Source organism: Streptomyces sp. CB02959, assembly GCF_002803155.1.
GTDB lineage: Bacteria > Actinomycetota > Actinomycetes > Streptomycetales > Streptomycetaceae > Streptomyces.
This window is the reverse complement of the sequence record NZ_NNBP01000001.1, coordinates 310,784-326,512: the sequence shown is the minus strand read 5'-3', so window position 1 is coordinate 326,512 and position 15,729 is coordinate 310,784. Positions and strand designations below refer to the sequence as shown.

Annotated in this window: 10 protein-coding genes; 1 reads left to right on the top strand and 9 read right to left on the bottom strand. The window is 72.4% G+C overall.

The features are described 5' to 3' along the window. Positions 1 to 158 precede the first annotated feature (158 nt). The 5 genes from CG747_RS01410 to CG747_RS01390 form a co-directional block, all read right to left on the bottom strand. Positions 159 to 1,013: a carbohydrate ABC transporter permease gene (locus tag CG747_RS01410; protein ID WP_100599726.1), complete on the bottom strand. Its 855-nt coding sequence runs from the start codon at positions 1,011 to 1,013 to the stop codon at positions 159 to 161. After that, positions 1,013 to 1,864 carry a carbohydrate ABC transporter permease gene (locus tag CG747_RS01405; protein WP_100599725.1) on the bottom strand — a complete coding sequence of 284 codons (852 nt, stop codon included), beginning with the start codon at positions 1,862 to 1,864 and terminating at the stop codon, positions 1,013 to 1,015. The genes CG747_RS01410 and CG747_RS01405 overlap by 1 nt, the downstream gene beginning before the upstream one ends. Beyond that, on the bottom strand, positions 1,864 to 3,240 hold the full coding sequence (locus tag CG747_RS01400) for an extracellular solute-binding protein (RefSeq protein ID WP_100599724.1): 1,377 nt from the start codon (positions 3,238 to 3,240) through the stop codon (positions 1,864 to 1,866). Before CG747_RS01400 ends, CG747_RS01405 begins: the two co-directional genes overlap by 1 nt. A 106-nt stretch (positions 3,241 to 3,346) precedes the next feature. Further along, entirely contained in the window at positions 3,347 to 4,030 is a 684-nt protein-coding gene (locus CG747_RS01395) for a response regulator (RefSeq protein WP_100599723.1), read from the bottom strand. Continuing rightward, positions 4,027 to 5,682, bottom strand: coding sequence for an ATP-binding protein (locus CG747_RS01390; protein ID WP_100599722.1), 1,656 nt, complete (start codon positions 5,680 to 5,682; stop codon positions 4,027 to 4,029). The genes CG747_RS01395 and CG747_RS01390 overlap by 4 nt, the downstream gene beginning before the upstream one ends. Before the next feature lie 156 nt (positions 5,683 to 5,838). Here CG747_RS01390 and CG747_RS01385 point away from each other — a divergent pair, with 156 nt between their 5' ends. Next, complete coding sequence (locus tag CG747_RS01385; protein WP_257980168.1) at positions 5,839 to 7,272, top strand: cation:dicarboxylate symporter family transporter; 1,434 nt, start codon at positions 5,839 to 5,841, stop codon at positions 7,270 to 7,272. Between the two features lie 165 nt (positions 7,273 to 7,437). Here CG747_RS01385 and glgB read toward each other — a convergent pair whose 3' ends face one another. The 4 genes from glgB to CG747_RS01365 form a co-directional block, all read right to left on the bottom strand. Beyond that, positions 7,438 to 9,657 carry a 1,4-alpha-glucan branching enzyme gene (glgB, locus tag CG747_RS01380; RefSeq protein ID WP_100600050.1) on the bottom strand — a complete coding sequence of 740 codons (2,220 nt, stop codon included), beginning with the start codon at positions 9,655 to 9,657 and terminating at the stop codon, positions 7,438 to 7,440. Between the two features lie 192 nt (positions 9,658 to 9,849). Then, positions 9,850 to 11,307: a maltokinase gene (locus CG747_RS01375; protein ID WP_180985340.1), complete on the bottom strand. Its 1,458-nt coding sequence runs from the start codon at positions 11,305 to 11,307 to the stop codon at positions 9,850 to 9,852. 382 nt (positions 11,308 to 11,689) lie between these two features. After that, complete coding sequence (gene treS, locus CG747_RS01370) at positions 11,690 to 13,417, bottom strand: maltose alpha-D-glucosyltransferase (protein ID WP_100599721.1); 1,728 nt, start codon at positions 13,415 to 13,417, stop codon at positions 11,690 to 11,692. Further along, positions 13,414 to 15,417, bottom strand: a complete 2,004-nt coding sequence (locus tag CG747_RS01365) for an alpha-1,4-glucan--maltose-1-phosphate maltosyltransferase (RefSeq protein ID WP_100599720.1) — start codon at positions 15,415 to 15,417, stop codon at positions 13,414 to 13,416. Before CG747_RS01365 ends, treS begins: the two co-directional genes overlap by 4 nt. Between the last annotated feature and the right edge of the window lie 312 nt (positions 15,418 to 15,729).

The following is a 15,729-nucleotide window of genomic DNA, read 5'->3' as shown; positions in this document are numbered from 1 at the left end:
CGGTAAGTGACGGGATGGCTTCGCACCTATCGTGTGGATATCCAAGTTTGCAGGTTGGAGGAAGCTACGGGGCGCCCGGCGGACCCCGGCCAGCTTTCGGCGGTTTCCCGCCATTCTCGGCTGATCATGCCGCTGGCCAGGCACTTTGCTGCGGCGGCTCAGCCCTTCACGGCACCTCCGAGGGTGAAGCCGCCGCCGAGGCGCCTGGAGATAAGGATGTACAGCAGGACGACCGGTGTCGAGTACAGGATCGAGAATGCGGCGAGTTCCCCGAAGGCGACCGCACCGTAATTCCCGAAGAAAGCGAAAATACTGACCGACGCCGGAAGTTGCTCGGGCGAGAGCAGCAACATGAACGGGACGAAGAAATTCCCCCACATCATGATGAAGGTGTAGACCGCGACGACCGAGAGGCCGGGGCCCATCAGCGGCAGGATGACCCGCAGCAGGGTCTGCCACCAGGAGGCGCCGTCGGTCCACGCCGCCTCCTCCAGGACCGTCGGCACCCCGTCCATGAAGTTCTTCGTCAGCCAGATCGCGAACGGCAGCTGGGCCGCGGCCAGGAACAACGCGGTGCCGTAGCGGGTGTCGATCAGATCCACCCGGACGAACAGCGCGTAGACCGGGACCATCACCGCGGTCACCGGCAGACAGGCCGAGAACAGCACGGTCAGCAGGAACGGCCGGGCGAAGCGGGACCGGAAGCGGGACAGCGGATAGGCGGCCAGTGCCGCGCAGCCCACCGTCAGCAGCGTCGCCCCGCCGCAGATCAGCAGGCTGTTGAGCATCGGCGTGAAGGTGATCTCGTCGGTCAGTACCGCCGAGAAGTTGTGCAGCGTCGGGGCGGCGGGGAGCCGCACCCGCAGCGTCGCCCGGTCGTCCAGCGACGCCAGCACCAGCCACACCAGCGGCACCGCGAACGCCACCGCGACCACCGCCAGCGCGGCATCGGCGGCCAGCCGGCGCCGGACCGCCCGGCGCGGCAGCGGCCACCCCCGCCGTCCGGACCGCATCAGACCTCCTCCCGCAGCAGCCGCAGGTACACCGCGGAGAACAGCGCACCGACCACGAGCAGCAGCAGCGCCACCGCCGTGCCGTACCCGATCAGCGACTTCACGAACGCCTGGTCGTACATGAACACCGGCAGCGTCTCGCTGCGGTTGCCGGGGCCGCCCCGGGTGATCGACCAGATCAGCCCGAAGACCGACAGCGTCTGGAGGGTGTTGAGCATCAGGTTGGTGCCGATCGAACGCCGGATCATCGGCAGCGTGATGTGCCACAGCCGGCGCAGCCCGCCCGCGCCGTCCACCTCCGCCGACTCGGTGACCTCCTGCGGGATGCCGGCCAGCGCCGCCGAGTAGACCAGCATCGAGAACGCCGTGCCGCGCCACACGTTGGCGAACGACACCGCCAGGATCGGCAGGGTGAACAGCCAGTCCTGGGCGGGGAGATGGAGCCAGGCCAGCAGGGCGTTGAGGGTGCCGCGCCGCTCGAAGAAGGTGTAGAGCAGGAAGCCGGCGACGATCTCCGGGAGCACCCAGGCGGTGATCACCACCGCACCGGTCACCGCCCGCACCGGCCGCGAGGCCCGCCGCAGCAGCCCGGCCAGCGCCAGCCCCAGGGTGTTCTGCCCCAGCACCGCCGAGACCAGTGTGAACACCAGGGTCAGCAGTGCCGCGGTGCGGAACTCCGGATCGGCCAGCGCATGGCGGAAGTTGGCCAGCCCGACGAAGGACGCCGACGCCTGGCCGGTGAGCTGGGTGTCGGTGAACGCGAGGTAGCCGCAGTAGCCGATCGGACCGGCCAGGAAGAGCAGCAGCACGGTGGCCGGCGCCATCGGCGACCAGCGCAGCAGGCGGCGCATCACGGCTTGTCGACGACCGCGCCGCCCACCAGGGAGCGCACCGTGTCGTCGTAGCGGGCGGCGGCCTGCTCCGGGGTGGCGTCACCGGCGGTGACGGACTCCGTCGCCTCCCCGATCGCGGCCGCGACCCTGGGGTACTCCGGCAGGGCGGGGCGGTACCGGCTCACCTCGACCAGCCCGGTGAAGAAGCCGACCCCCGGCACCGCCTTCAGGTACCGCGGATCGGCCGCGACGTCCTTGCGGACGGCGATCTGGGCGCCCCGCAGGCACCAGTCCAGCGCATGCGCCCGGGTCTGGAAGGTCTTGATCAGCTGCCAGGCCAGCTCCGGCCGGGGCGCCCGGGCCGGGATCGACCAGGTCCAGCCGCCGGCCAGGCTGACCCGGCCCGGCGGGGCACCGGTCTGCGTGGGGAACGGCGCCTGGCCCAGCGTCCCCGCCCACTGCGGCCACGGGTTGCCGCCGCCGGTCGGCTGCCACTGCTGGCCGAGCCAGGAGCCGTCGAGGTCGATGGCGAGCTTCTGCTCGGGCAGCAGCTCGGCGGCCACATTGGTCTGGATGTTGGGGCTGAGCGCGTCGGAGACCTCCGGGCCCAGCTTCTCCTTGTAGACGGTGTCGAGGAAGCGGAGGCTGTCCTTGAAGCCCCGGGTGCCGATGACCCACTTCTTCGCCGCCGGGTCGTAGAGCTGGTCCGGCCCGGTGCCGTAGAGCAGCATCTCGAAGCCCTGCATCACCGCGGCCTCACCCGCGCCCTTGCCGGTGAAGACGTTCAGCGGGATCACCCCGGGCACCTTCCGCTTGATCGTGCGGGCCGCGTCCAGGACCTCGTCCCAGGTGCGCGGGTGCCAGTCGGCGGGCAGCCCGGCCTTGGCGAAGACCTTCCGGTTGAACCACAGTCCGCGGGTGTCCGTGCCGTCCGGGACGCCGTACGTCTTCCCGTCCTGCCCCCGGGCCGCGGCCTTCGCGGCCGGCTCGAACTGCCGCCAGTCGGCCCAGGACGCGAGCTGCGGATCCAGTGGCCGCAGCAGCCCCGCCGTGATGTCGGAGCTGATCAGGAAGGTGTCCTCGTAGACCACGTCGGGCGCGGTCTTCGGGGACCGCATCATCTGCTGGATCTTGGTGTAGTAGTCGTTCTCCGACGCCTGGACCGGGATCAGCTTGACCTTCTTGCCCGGGTACGCCTGCTCGAACTGCCGTGCCACCAGGGCGACATAGTCGTCCCGGACCGTCACCCGGCTGTTGGTGTCCTTGATGAAGGCGACCTTGACGGTGTTCGGATCGCCCCCGGACCCGCCGCCGCAGGCGGTGAGCACGCCGGCGGCCACCACGGCGGCGGTCAACAGGGCGAGGGGCTTTCCCGGCGGGCTGGTGGAGCGCACGGCACGACCTCCCACGAACCGCGGCCGGCCCGTCACGGACCGGCCGGTCACGGTCAACTAGCCACGGCCTACTGCCTGCTGAACGTAATTCACCGCTCACACCGGGTCAATGCCCCGACCAGCGGTAGCGCAACTCCGGGCGGCCCACCTGCCCGTACTGCGGGGCGCGGGCGGCCCGGCCGCCGGTCACCAGGTGCTCCAGATAGCGGCGGGCGGTGATCCGGGAGATCCCCACGTCCGCGGCGGCCTCGGTCGCCGTCAGGCCGTCGGCGGCGGCCCGCAGCACATCGGTCACCGCCCGCAGGGTGGCCGGGGTCAGCCCCTTGGGCAGCGCGGCCGGCTGGGGCGCGCGCAGCGCCGCCAGCGCCCGGTCCACCTCGTCCTGCCCGCTGGCCTCCCCGGTGGTGGCGCGGAACTCGGCGTAGCGCAGCAGCCGGTCCCGCAGGGTGGCGAAGGTGAACGGCTTCAGCACGTACTGGACGACGCCCAGCGAGACGCCCTCGCGGACCATCGCCAGATCGCGGGCCGAGGTCACCGCGATGATGTCCGCGGTGTGCCCGGCCGCGCGCAGCGTCCGCACCAACTGGAGCCCGTGGCCGTCCGGCAGGAACAGGTCCAGCAGCAGCAGATCGACCGGGTGCTGGTCGAGGTGGCGGCGGGCGCCGGTGCCCGAGTGCACGGTGCCGGACACCGCGAAGCCCGGCACCCGCCCCACGTACAGGGCGTGCGCGGCCGCGGCGACCGGATCGTCCTCGACGACCAGCACCCGGATGGCCTCGGCGGCGCTCATCGGACCGCCCCTTCCGACGTCCGCAGCGGCAGCCGCACGGTGAACCGCGCGCCGCCCTCCGGCTCCCGGTCGAGCAGCACCGTGCCGCCGTGGCGGTGCACCGCCTGCCGGACGAGCGCCAGGCCCAGCCCCCGGGCGCCGCCGCCGGTGCGCTCCTTGGTGGTCCAGCCGCGCCGGAAGACCTCCTCGGTGGTGCCGGCGGCGACCCCCGGACCGTTGTCCGTGACGCTCAGCAGCAGTTCGCCGCCGTCCGCCCGCGCGGTGACCCGCACCCGGGGCGGTGCGTCGTGCTCCTGCGGCGGGGCGGCGGCGTCCAGGGCGTTGTCGATGAGGTTGCCCAGCACCGTGACCAGGTCGCGGGCGGGCAGGTCCGGCGGGATCACCCCGTCGTCGATCCGGCTGTCCTCGGTCAGGACCAGCTCCACGCCGTGCTCGTTGGCCTGCGCGGCCTTGCCCAGCAGCAGCGCGGCCAGCACCGGTTCGGCGACCGCGGCCACCACCTGGTCGGTCAGCGCCTGCGCCAGCTCCAGCTCGGCGGTGGCGAACGTGACGGCCTCCTCGGCCCGGCCCAGTTCGATCAGCGAGACCACGGCGTGCAGCCGGTTGGCCGCCTCGTGGGCCTGCGAGCGCAGCGCCTCGGCGAAGCCCCGTACGGAGTCCAACTCGCCCGACAGCGCCTGGAGTTCGGTGTGGTCGCGGAGGGTGACGACGCTGCCGCGGTGCTGGCCGCCGGAGACCGGCGAGGAGTTGACGACCAGCACCCGGTCGCCGGTCAGGTGCAGCTCGTCGACCCGCGGGCCGGCCGCCAGCAGCGCCTCGGTCAGCGGCTCCGGCAGCCCCAGCCCGTCGACCGGCCGGCCCACCGCGTCCCCGGTCAGGCCCAGCAGCTCCCGCCCGCCGTCGTTGATCAGCGCGACCCGGCCCGTCCCGTCGAGCATCAGCAGCCCCTCGCGGACGGCGTGCAGCGCGGCCTCGTGGTAGTCGTGCATCCGGGCCAGCTCGGCGGCGTTCATCCCGTGGGTGTGCCGGCGCAGCCGGGCGTTGACCACGTACGTCCCCAGGCCGCCCAGCGCCAGCGCCGCCGCGGCCACCCCCACCAGCGCCAGGACCTGGTCCCGCAGCTGCTGGCTGATGGTGGCGATGGTGATCCCGGAGCTGACCAGCGCGGTGATCCTGCCGCCCCGCTCGGGGTCGCGGACCGGGGCGACGACCCGCACGGACGGGCCGAGCACCCCCAGGTGGGTCTCCGGGAAGATCTCGCCGCGGAGCGCGGGCCCGATGTGGCCGAGGTACTTCCCGCCGATCGCGGACGGCTCCGGGTGCGTCCAGCGCGTCCCGTCCGTCGCCATCACCACCACGAAGTCGACCCCGGCGTCCCGCCGCAGCCGCTCGCTGTACGGCTGGAGCGCGGCGGTCGGGTCCTTCGTACGGGCCGCGGCCACCACGGCCGGGGAGTCGGCGACGGCGGTGGCCGCCGCGGTCGCCTGCCGCCGCGCGGTCTCCTCCGCCTGGCGTCCGGCGTTCACGTACGCGAAAACCACGCAGCCCAGCACCACCACCGCCACCAGGACGACCTGCATGGCGAAGAGCTGTCCGGCGAGGCTGCGGGGGCCGCGCAGCCGCCGTGACGGGCGCGAACGGGGGAGGCGCATACAGAACAGTCTGCACGGTCACTTTTACGTGAACGAAATGTACGCAAGGGTGACGGGCGCCACAGCGACGTGCATAGTCGCCGGGACTTGTTGTGCGCCGCGAGTCGCTTCACCGGCGCAGAACCGAGGCCCCCTGTCAGAAAGGTAGGGCAGCACGTGGCTGCACAGACCCCGTCGTCCCGGGGCACCGCCGAGGACGCTCCGCCGGCCAAGCGGGACCGGACCCACTTCCTCTACCTCGCCGTGATCGGCGCCGTCCTGCTCGGCATCGCCGTGGGATTCGCCGCGCCCGGCGTCGCCGTCGAGCTCAAACCGCTCGGCACCGGGTTCGTCAACCTCATCAAGATGATGATCTCGCCGGTGATCTTCTGCACCATCGTGCTGGGCGTCGGCTCGGTCCGTAAGGCCGCCAAGGTCGGCGCGGTCGGCGGGCTGGCCCTCGGCTACTTCATGCTGATGTCCACCGTGGCACTGGCCATCGGCCTCCTCGTCGGCAACCTCCTGGACCCCGGCTCCGGCCTGCACCTGACCGACGCGCTCCGGCACGCCGGCCAGGCCCAGACCGCCGGCGGCCACGAGTCCACCACCGACTTCCTCCTCGGGATCATCCCGACCACCCTGGTCTCCGCCTTCACCCAGGGCGAGGTGCTCCAGACCCTGCTGGTGGCGCTGCTGGTGGGCTTCGGGCTGCAGGCGCTCGGCAAGGCCGGCGAGCCGGTGCTGCGCGGCATCGGCCACATCCAGAAGCTGGTCTTCCGGGTGCTCTCGATGATCATGTGGGCGGCGCCGGTGGGGGCCTTCGGCGCGATGGCCGCGGTCGTCGGCGCCACCGGGATCAGCGCCCTGAAGTCGCTGGCCGTCATCATGGTCGGCTTCTACCTGACCTGTCTGCTCTTCGTCGTCGTGGTGCTCGGCACGCTGCTCCGGCTGGTCGCCGGGGTGAACGTGCTGGCGCTGCTGAAGTACCTCGGCCGGGAGTTCCTGCTGATCCTGTCGACCTCCTCCTCGGAGTCGGCGCTGCCCCGGCTGATCGCGAAGATGGAGCACCTGGGCGTCAGCCGCCCGGTCGTCGGCATCACCGTCCCGACCGGCTACAGCTTCAACCTCGACGGCACCGCCATCTACCTGACCATGGCCTCGCTGTTCGTCGCCGAGGCGATGGACAAGCCGCTCTCCCTCGGCCAGCAGGTCTCGCTCCTGGTCTTCATGATCATCGCTTCGAAGGGTGCGGCCGGGGTCACCGGCGCGGGCCTGGCGACGCTGGCCGGCGGCCTCCAGTCGCACCGGCCCGAACTCGTCGACGGCGTCGGCCTGATCGTCGGCATCGACCGCTTCATGAGCGAGGCGCGGGCGATGACCAACTTCGCCGGCAACGCGGTGGCCACCGTCCTGATCGGCACCTGGACCAAGGAGATCGACAAGGCCCGGGTCGCCGAAGTGCTGGCCGGCCGGCTGCCGTTCGACGAACGGACGCTGACCGCGGACGGCCACGGCACACTGCCCGACGCCGACGCGGAAGTCGGCACCGACACCGGCACCGGCACCGACACCGTGCCGACCGGCGGCGGCAAGGCGTCCGCCACGGTCTGACGCTCGCCCGGGGCCGGCCCGGTGGGATCGGACCGGCCGCCGCACCGGGCGGTGCCTTGGGCGCGCAGGAGGGGAGAAGGGGCGGGTGCCGCGGGCGCCCGCCCCTTCCGCGCGCCGCCGGACCGGGCCGCCGCCGGGTCTGTGGCCGGCGGCGGCCCGGCGTCCTCAGGCGGGCGCCAGCCAGACCGTGGCCAGCGGGGGCAGCACCACGGCGACCGAGGTGCGGCGGCCGTTCCAGGGGACCGGCTCGGTCTTCAGCGGATCGGCGTTGGCGATCCCGCTGCCGCCGAAGCACGGGTCGTCGGTGTTGAGGACCTCGCGCCAGACGGGGACGTCGCCGGGGACGCCCAGCCGGTAGTCGTGCCGGACGACGGGGGAGAAGTTGCTGACCGCGATCAGCGGGCTGCCGTCGGCGGCGTGGCGGAGGAAGGAGAAGACGTTGTCCTCACCGGCGTCGCCGTCGATCCAGGAGAAGCCGGCCGGGTCGGTGTCGCGCTCCCACAGCGCGGGGGTGGCCGTGTAGCGGCGGTTCAGCTCCCGGACCAGGTCGCGCACGCCCCGGTGGTCCGACTCCGCCTCGTAGGACGGATCCAGCAGCCACCAGTCCGGGCCGTGCCGCTCGGCCCACTCCGCGCCCTGGGCGAACTCCTGCCCCATGAAGAGCAGTTGCTTGCCCGGGTGGGCCCACATGAAGCCCAGGTACGCCCGGTGGTTGGCGCGCTGCTGCCACCAGTCGCCGGGCATCTTCGACACCAGCGCGCGCTTGCCGTGCACCACCTCGTCGTGCGAGATCGGCAGCACGTAGTTCTCCGAGTAGGCGTAGACCATGGAGAACGTCATCTCGCCGTGGTGGTACTTGCGGTGCACCGGCTCCTTCTCGACGTAGCCGAGGGAGTCGTGCATCCAGCCCATGTTCCACTTCAGCCCGAAGCCCAGCCCGCCGAAGCCGCCCGGCCCCACATGGTGCGTGGCGCGGGTGACGCCGTCCCAGGCCGTGGACTCCTCGGCGACGGTGACGACACCGGGGCAGCGGCGGTAGACCGTCGCGTTCATCTCCTGGAGGAAGGCGACCGCGTCGAGGTTCTCCCGGCCGCCGTGGACGTTCGGCGTCCAGCCGCCCTCCTCCCGCGAGTAGTCGAGGTAGAGCATCGAGGCGACCGCGTCCACCCGCAGCCCGTCGATGTGGAACTCCTCGCACCAGTACACCGCGTTGGCGACCAGGAAGTTCCGCACCTCGGTGCGGCCGTAGTCGAACTCCAGCGTGCCCCAGTCGGGGTGGGCGGCCCGCGCCGGGTCCCCGGGCTCGTACAGCGGCCGCCCGTCGAACTCCGCCAGCGCCCAGTCGTCCCGCGGGAAGTGCGCCGGCACCCAGTCCATCAGCACCCCGATCCCGGCCCGGTGCAGGGCGTCGACGAGGAACTTGAAGTCGTCCGGGGTGCCCATCCGGGCGGTGGGCGCGTAGAAACCGGTCACCTGGTAGCCCCAGGAGCCGCCGAAGGGGTGCTCCGCCACCGGCATGAACTCGACGTGGGTGAAGCCCAGGTCCTTGACGTACGGGGGCAGCTGCGCGGCGAGTTGGCGGTACGTCAGGCCGGGTCGCCAGGAGGGGAGGTGCAGCTCGTAGACGGAGAAGGGGGAGGCGTGCACGGGGCGCTCGCCGCGCCGGGCCATCCAGTCGGCGTCCCGCCACCCGTAGTGCGAGGCGTGCACCACCGAGGCGGTGGCCGGCGGGCACTCGGTGCGGCGGGCCATCGGGTCGGCCCGGACCGTCTTCGACCCGTCCGGCCGGGTGATCTCGAACTTGTACAGCTCGCCCTCGCCGAGGCCCGGCAGGAACAGCTCCCACACCCCGGACGAGCCCAGCGACCGCATCGGGGCGCCGGTGCCGTCCCAGCGGTTGAAGTTCCCCACCACCCGGACCCCCCGGGCGTTGGGCGCCCACACGGTGAAGCGGGTGCCGGCCACCCCCTGGTGCGTCATGACGTGCGCCCCGAGCGCCTGCCACAGCTGCTCGTGCCGGCCCTCGGCGAACAGGTGCAGGTCCAGTTCGCCGAGGGCCGGCAGGAAGCGGTACGGGTCCGGCGCGGTCGAGGCGGTGTCGCCGTAGTCGACCAGCAGCGCGTAGTCGGGGATGTCCCGGAGCGGCAGCAGCCCCGAGAACAGGCCGTCCCCCTCGGAGTGCAGCGTCGCCCGCAGCCCCGGCGCCACCACCGTGACGGCCTCGGCGAACGGCCGCAGGGCCCGGACGGCCAGCCCGCCGGGCACCGGGTGCGCACCGAGCAGGGCGTGCGGGTCGTGGTGCGCCCCGGCGAGCAGCCGCCCGCGGTCCTCGGCGGAGAGCGGCGCGGCCCGGCGCACGCCGGAACCGCCGGCGGCCGGGCGCACCGAGGCCGGGCCGGTCGGGGCCGCACCGGCCGGGGCCGGGCGGGGTGCGGGATCGGGGGTGGCGGGGGGAGAGGGGCGGGCGGTCACGGGTGGGGCCTCCTCGGCGGGATCGGTCGGTCGGTTCCGGGCGGACGGCGGACGGCGGACGGCGTACGGGGCGGGGCCGGCACCGGCCGCCCCACGGGCGCGGACTCAGCCGGCCCCCGGGTCCCCGCAGGCCGCCAGCCGCCGGATCGCCGCCATCGGCACCGCCAGCCAGTCGGGCCGGTGCCGGGCCTCGTACAGCACCTCGTAGACGGCCTTGTCGGTCTCGTAGGCCCGCATCAGCTCCGGGGCGGAGCGCGGGTCCAGGCCGCCGGCCTCGGCATAGCCCAGGCAGTACGCGGCACGGGTGCGGTGGGCCCAGTCCAGCGCCCACGGGTCGCCGCCGGCCGGGCCGCTGCGGGCGGCGTAGTCGAACGAGCGGAGCATCGCGGCGACATCGCGGACGGCCGGCTGCGGGCGGCGCCGCTCGGTCAGCGGCCGGGCCGGTTCGCCCTCGAAGTCGATCAGCGCCCAGCGGCCCCCCTCGACGGAGCGCAGCGTCTGCCCCAGGTGCAGATCGCCGTGGATGCGCTGGGCGGCCCAACTGCGGCCGTCGTGCCCCATCGCGGCGAGCGCGTCGAACGCGGTCCGCAGCCGCGCCCGGTAGGGCTGGAGCACCGGCACCGCGCGGGCGGTGGCCTCCAGCCGCTCGTTCATCTGGGCGGCGATCGCGTCCAGCTGCGGGCGGCGAAGCTCGGTGGTGGGCAGCGCCTGGGCGAGCGCGGTGTGCACCTCGGCGGTGGCGTGGCCGAGGGCCCGCGCCGAGCGGGTGAAGTCGGCGCGGACCGCGAGTGCGTCGAGGGCCAGTTGCCAGCCGTCGGCGGAGCCGGCGAGGAAGGGCTGGAGGACGCCCAGGGTCGTCGCCTCACCGCCGTCCTCGGGGGTCGCCGACTCGAACCACGCGGCGGGCGCCGGCACCCGGGCGCACTGGGCGCCGGCCAGTGCCCGCGGCAGCTCCAGATCCGGGTTGATCCCCGGCTCGATCCGCCGGAAGACCTTCAGGATGAACGTATCGCCATAGACGATCGAGGAGTTGGACTGCTCCACCGCGATCGGCCGGGCGGTCAGCCCGGAGGGGATGTCGACGTCCGGTTCGCGGCAGAAGCGCAGCGCCCCGATCCGGCCCGGCACCCGCAGCCGCTCCAGCAGCAGCCCGCACAGCCGGTTGTCCAGCAGCGCGTCGTAGACGGTGCGGCCGCGCAGCGGGCCGCCGGTCGGGCGGCCGACCACCGCGGGCGCCAGGTGCGGCGGCGGCGCGGGGTGGGTGCCCAGCAGCAGCTGGTAGCAGTCGCCGACGGTCGGGGCGCGGCCGGGCGGGGCGCTCTGCTGGGCGCGGACCAGCAGCTGGAGCAGGCCCGGCGCGCCGCCTTCGCCGGTGCCCGGCAGCAGTTCGGTCGCGGCGACCAGCGTGAAGCCGGTGAGCAGCCGTCCCTTGCCGGCGAACCAGCGCTGTCGCGGCACCCACTCGGCCAGCAGCGGCACCAGTGAGGACAGCAGATCGGGTGCGGCGACCGGTGAGCGGTCAGGGGTGTGGCGGGTGGCGCGGGTCGAGGCGGTGTCCGACATGGCGTCGCGTCCTTTCCCCGGGCACACGACAGACAGGGCAAAGTGTCCCGGAATGCGGCCTTTACGATGCGGCCGTGCGGGACGTGTCGGGCTAGATCGTCCGTACGGCGTGGCGTTTTCGGCGTTTTCGACGTTCGCTTCGCTGCGCGGCGGTGCCCTCCCCGAGCTCTCACGAGCAGGGGCGCCCACCCGGGCCCGGGGACCGTCCATGGCCCACCCGGCCCGTGCGGTAGTAGGGAGGTTGCCCGAGCGAAAGGTCGAAAAACGCCCGTACGCGCCGGACGGTCGCGTACGGGCGAGGACTTCCCGGGGGCCGGATCCGGTGACGGCACGGTTCCGCCGGGCCCTGGGGCCGGTCCGACCCTGGTCCATCGGACGCGACCTAGCCCGCCTGGTGCGCGTTCCTGCGGAGTCGGAACCAGTAGAAGCCGTGGCCCGCCAGGGTCAGCAGGTACGGCAGCTTGCCGATCGCGGGGAAGCGGACGCCGCCGATGAGTTCCACCGGATGGCGGCCGCTGAACGCCTGGAGGTCCAGCTCGGTGGGTTGCGCGAAGCGGGAGAAGTTGTTCACGCACAGCACCAGGTCGTCGTCGGTGCCGTCCTTGCCCGGGGATTCCCGGAGGTAGGCCAGCACCGCGGGGTTGGACGACGGCAGCTCGGTGTAGCTGCCGAGCCCGAAGGCCGGGTTCTGCTTGCGGATCTCGATCATCCGGCGGGTCCAGTGCAGCAGCGACGAGGGCGAGCTCATCGCGGCCTCGACGTTGGTGACCTGGTAGCCGTAGACCGGGTCCATGATGGTCGGCAGGAACAGCCGGCCGGGGTCGCAGGAGGAGAACCCGGCGTTGCGGTCCGGGGTCCACTGCATCGGGGTGCGCACCGCGTCCCGGTCGCCGAGCCAGATGTTGTCGCCCATCCCGATCTCGTCGCCGTAGTAGAGGATCGGCGAGCCGGGCAGGGACAGCAGCAGCGCGGTGAACAGCTCGATCTGGTTGCGGTCGTTGTCCAGGAGGGAGGCCAGGCGGCGGCGGATGCCGATGTTGGCGCGCATCCGCGGGTCCTTGGCGTACTCCGCGTACATGTAGTCGCGTTCTTCGTCCGTGACCATTTCGAGGGTCAGCTCGTCGTGGTTGCGGAGGAAGATGCCCCACTGGCAGCCGGAGGGGATCTGCGGGGTCTTGGCGAGGATCTCCGAGACCGGGTAGCGGGATTCCCGGCGGACCGCCATGAAGATGCGTGGCATGACCGGGAAGTGGAAGGCCATGTGGCACTCGTCGCCGCCGACCGCGTAGTCGCCGAAGTAGTCGACCACGTCCTCCGGCCACTGGTTGGCCTCGGCGAGCAGCACGGTGTCCGGGTACTGCGCGTCGATCTCGGCGCGGACCCGCTTGAGGAAGGCGTGCGAGGCCGGCAGGTTCTCGCAGTTGGTGCCCTCCTCGGCGTAGAGGTAGGGCACCGCGTCCAGCCGGAAGCCGTCGATGCCCAGGTCGAGCCAGAAGCGCAGGGCCGAGATCATCTCCTCCTGGACCGCCGGGTTCTCGTAGTTGAGGTCCGGCTGGTGGGAGAAGAAGCGGTGCCAGTAGTACTGCTTGCGGACCGGGTCGAAGGTCCAGTTGGAGACCTCGGTGTCGACGAAGATGATCCGAGCGTCGGCGTACTGCTTGTCGTCGTCCGCCCAGACGTAGTAGTCGCCGTACGGGCCGTCCGGATCGGTGCGGGACTCCTGGAACCACGGGTGCTGGTCGCTGGTGTGGTTCATCACCATGTCGATGATGACCCGCATGCCGCGCTGGTGGGCGGCGTCCACGAACTCCACGAAGTCGGCCAGGTCGCCGAATTCGGGGAGCACCGCGGTGTAGTCCGCGACGTCGTAGCCGCCGTCCCGCAGCGGGGATTTGAAGAACGGCGGCAGCCAGAGGCAGTCCACCCCCAGCCACTGCAGGTAGTCGAGCTTGGCCGTGATGCCTTTGAGGTCCCCGACTCCGTCGCCGTTGCTGTCCTGGAAGGAGCGGACCAGCACCTCGTAGAAGACCGCCCGTTTGAACCAGTCGGGGTCGCGGTCCTTCGCCGGGGTGTCTTCGAACGTGTCGGGAACAGGCTCATTGACGATCAATTGGGTGACCCTCCGATCGGTGAGGACGGTCGCAGCGACAGCACGTGAGCCGGCGCGAGTGAGCTGCCCGGCTCCAGGCGCACATAGTTGTCCCTGCCCCAGTGGTAGGTGTCGCCGGTGAGCTCGTCGCGCACCGGGAAGGACTCGTGCCGGCCGAGGCCGAGTTCCGGCATGTCCAACGACACCGTCGCCTCGTGGGTGTGGTGCGGGTCGAGGTTGACCACCGTGAGCACCGTGTCGGCTTCCGCGCCGTTTCCCGCGCGCTTGGAGTACGCGAGGACGGCGTCGTTGTCGACCTGGTGGAAGTGCAGGTTGCGCAGCTGTTGCAGGGCGGGATGGCGGCGACGGATGCGGTTGAGGGCGGTGATCAGCGGGGCGATGGTCCGCCCCGTGCGGGCCGCGGTGTCCCAGTCGCGGGGCCTGAGCTGGTACTTCTCGGAGTCCAGGTACTCCTCGCTGCCGGGCCGCAGTGCGGTCGCCTCGCACAGTTCGTAGCCCGCGTAGACGCCCCAGGTGGGGGAGAGGGTGGCGGCCAGGACGGCGCGGGCCTCGAAGGCCGGGCGGCCGCCCTCCTGGAGGTGCGCGTGCAGGATGTCGGGGGTGTTCACGAAGAAGTTGGGCCGCAGGTAGCCGGCGCTCTCGCCGCTCAGCTCGGTGAGGTAGTCGGTCAGCTCCTGCTTGGTGTTGCGCCAGGTGAAGTAGGTGTACGACTGCTGGAAGCCGACCTGGGCGAGGGTGTGCAGCATCGCCGGGCGGGTGAACGCCTCGGCCAGGAAGAGCACGTCGGGGTCGGTGCGGTTGATGTCGCTGAGGACCTTCTCCCAGAAGGCCACCGGCTTGGTGTGCGGGTTGTCCACCCGGAAGATCCGGACGCCCTTGGCCATCCAGAAGCGCAGCAGCCGCTCGGTCTCCCGGACCAGCCCGCGGAAGTCGGCGTCGAAGGCGATCGGATAGATGTCCTGGTACTTCTTCGGCGGGTTCTCCGCGTAGGCGACGGAGCCGTCGGCGCGGTGGTGGAACCACTGCGGGTGCAGGGTGACCCAGGGGTGGTCCGGGGAGCACTGGAGGGCGAAGTCCAGTGCCACCTCCATCCGCAGGTCGCGGGCGGTCCGTACGAAGTGGTCGAAGTCCTCGAAGGTGCCCAGGTCCGGGTGGAGCGCGTCGTGGCCGCCGGCCGGCGACCCGATGGCCCAGGGGGAGCCGACGTCGTGCGGCCCCGCGGACAGCGCGTTGTTGGGGCCCTTGCGGTGGGTGGTGCCGATCGGGTGGACGGGCGGGAGGTAGACCACGTCGAAGCCCATCGCGGCGACCGCGGGCAGCCGCTCGGCGGCGGTGCGCAGGGTGCCGCCGACGGCCGTGCCGTCCGGGGCGGTCACGGCGCCCTCGGAGCGCGGGAAGAGCTCGTACCAGGAGCCGTACAGGGCTCTTCGGCGCTCGACGACCAGCGGCATCGGGCGGGAGACGGTGAGCAGTTCGCGCAGCGGGTGGCGGTCCAGCGCCTCGGTGACCTGCGGGGCGAGCGCGGCGGCCAGGCGGGTGGCGGCCGGCAGGGTGGCGTCGCGCAGCGCGTCGACGGCGGTCAGCACCGACTCCCGGCCGTCGCTCTTGGGGACCTCGCCGGCGGCCCGCTCGTGCAGTGCGGCGCCCTCGGCCAGGACCAGTTCGGTGTCGATACCGGCCGGGATCTTGACTGCGGCGTGCTTGCGCCAGGTGGAGACCGGGTCGGACCACGCCTCCACGGTGAACGTCCAGCGCCCCTCGACGTCGGGGGTGACCTCGCAGGTCCACCGGTCGGTGCCCGGTGCCTGCTCCCGCATCGGGGTCCACGGGCCGCAGCGGCCCGCCGGGTTGCGCAGCACCACGTTCGCGGCGACCGCGTCGTGGCCTTCTCGGAAGACCGTGGCGGAGACCTCGAAGGTTTCGTCCACCACGGCCTTGGCCGGGCGGCGGCCGCAATCGATCTGCGGGCGGATGTCCAGTACAGGGATGCGACCGATCATGGGCTCACCTGGGTTTGTGATGCTTTGAGGGGTTTTGTCCTTTCTATCCGCTCCACGGCAGGGGGGCGGGGTGCGGGCATGGGCGCTCCTGTCCGCTTTCACTCTGCTGGCGGATGGCACGGCGGGCCGGATCGGGCCCCGCCGGCCGGGGGTGCGGAGCGGTGTACCCGGTGAGCCTTCCCGTGTGCGGCGCGGGGGAAAGCCGCGGGAATGTGAACTACCGATACGTAACCGCTCACGCCGTGTGCTCCGGTGGGCGCGGGCCGCCGCCCTGGTGGGCGACTGCGGCTCGGTGCTGACACGGTCGGCGTT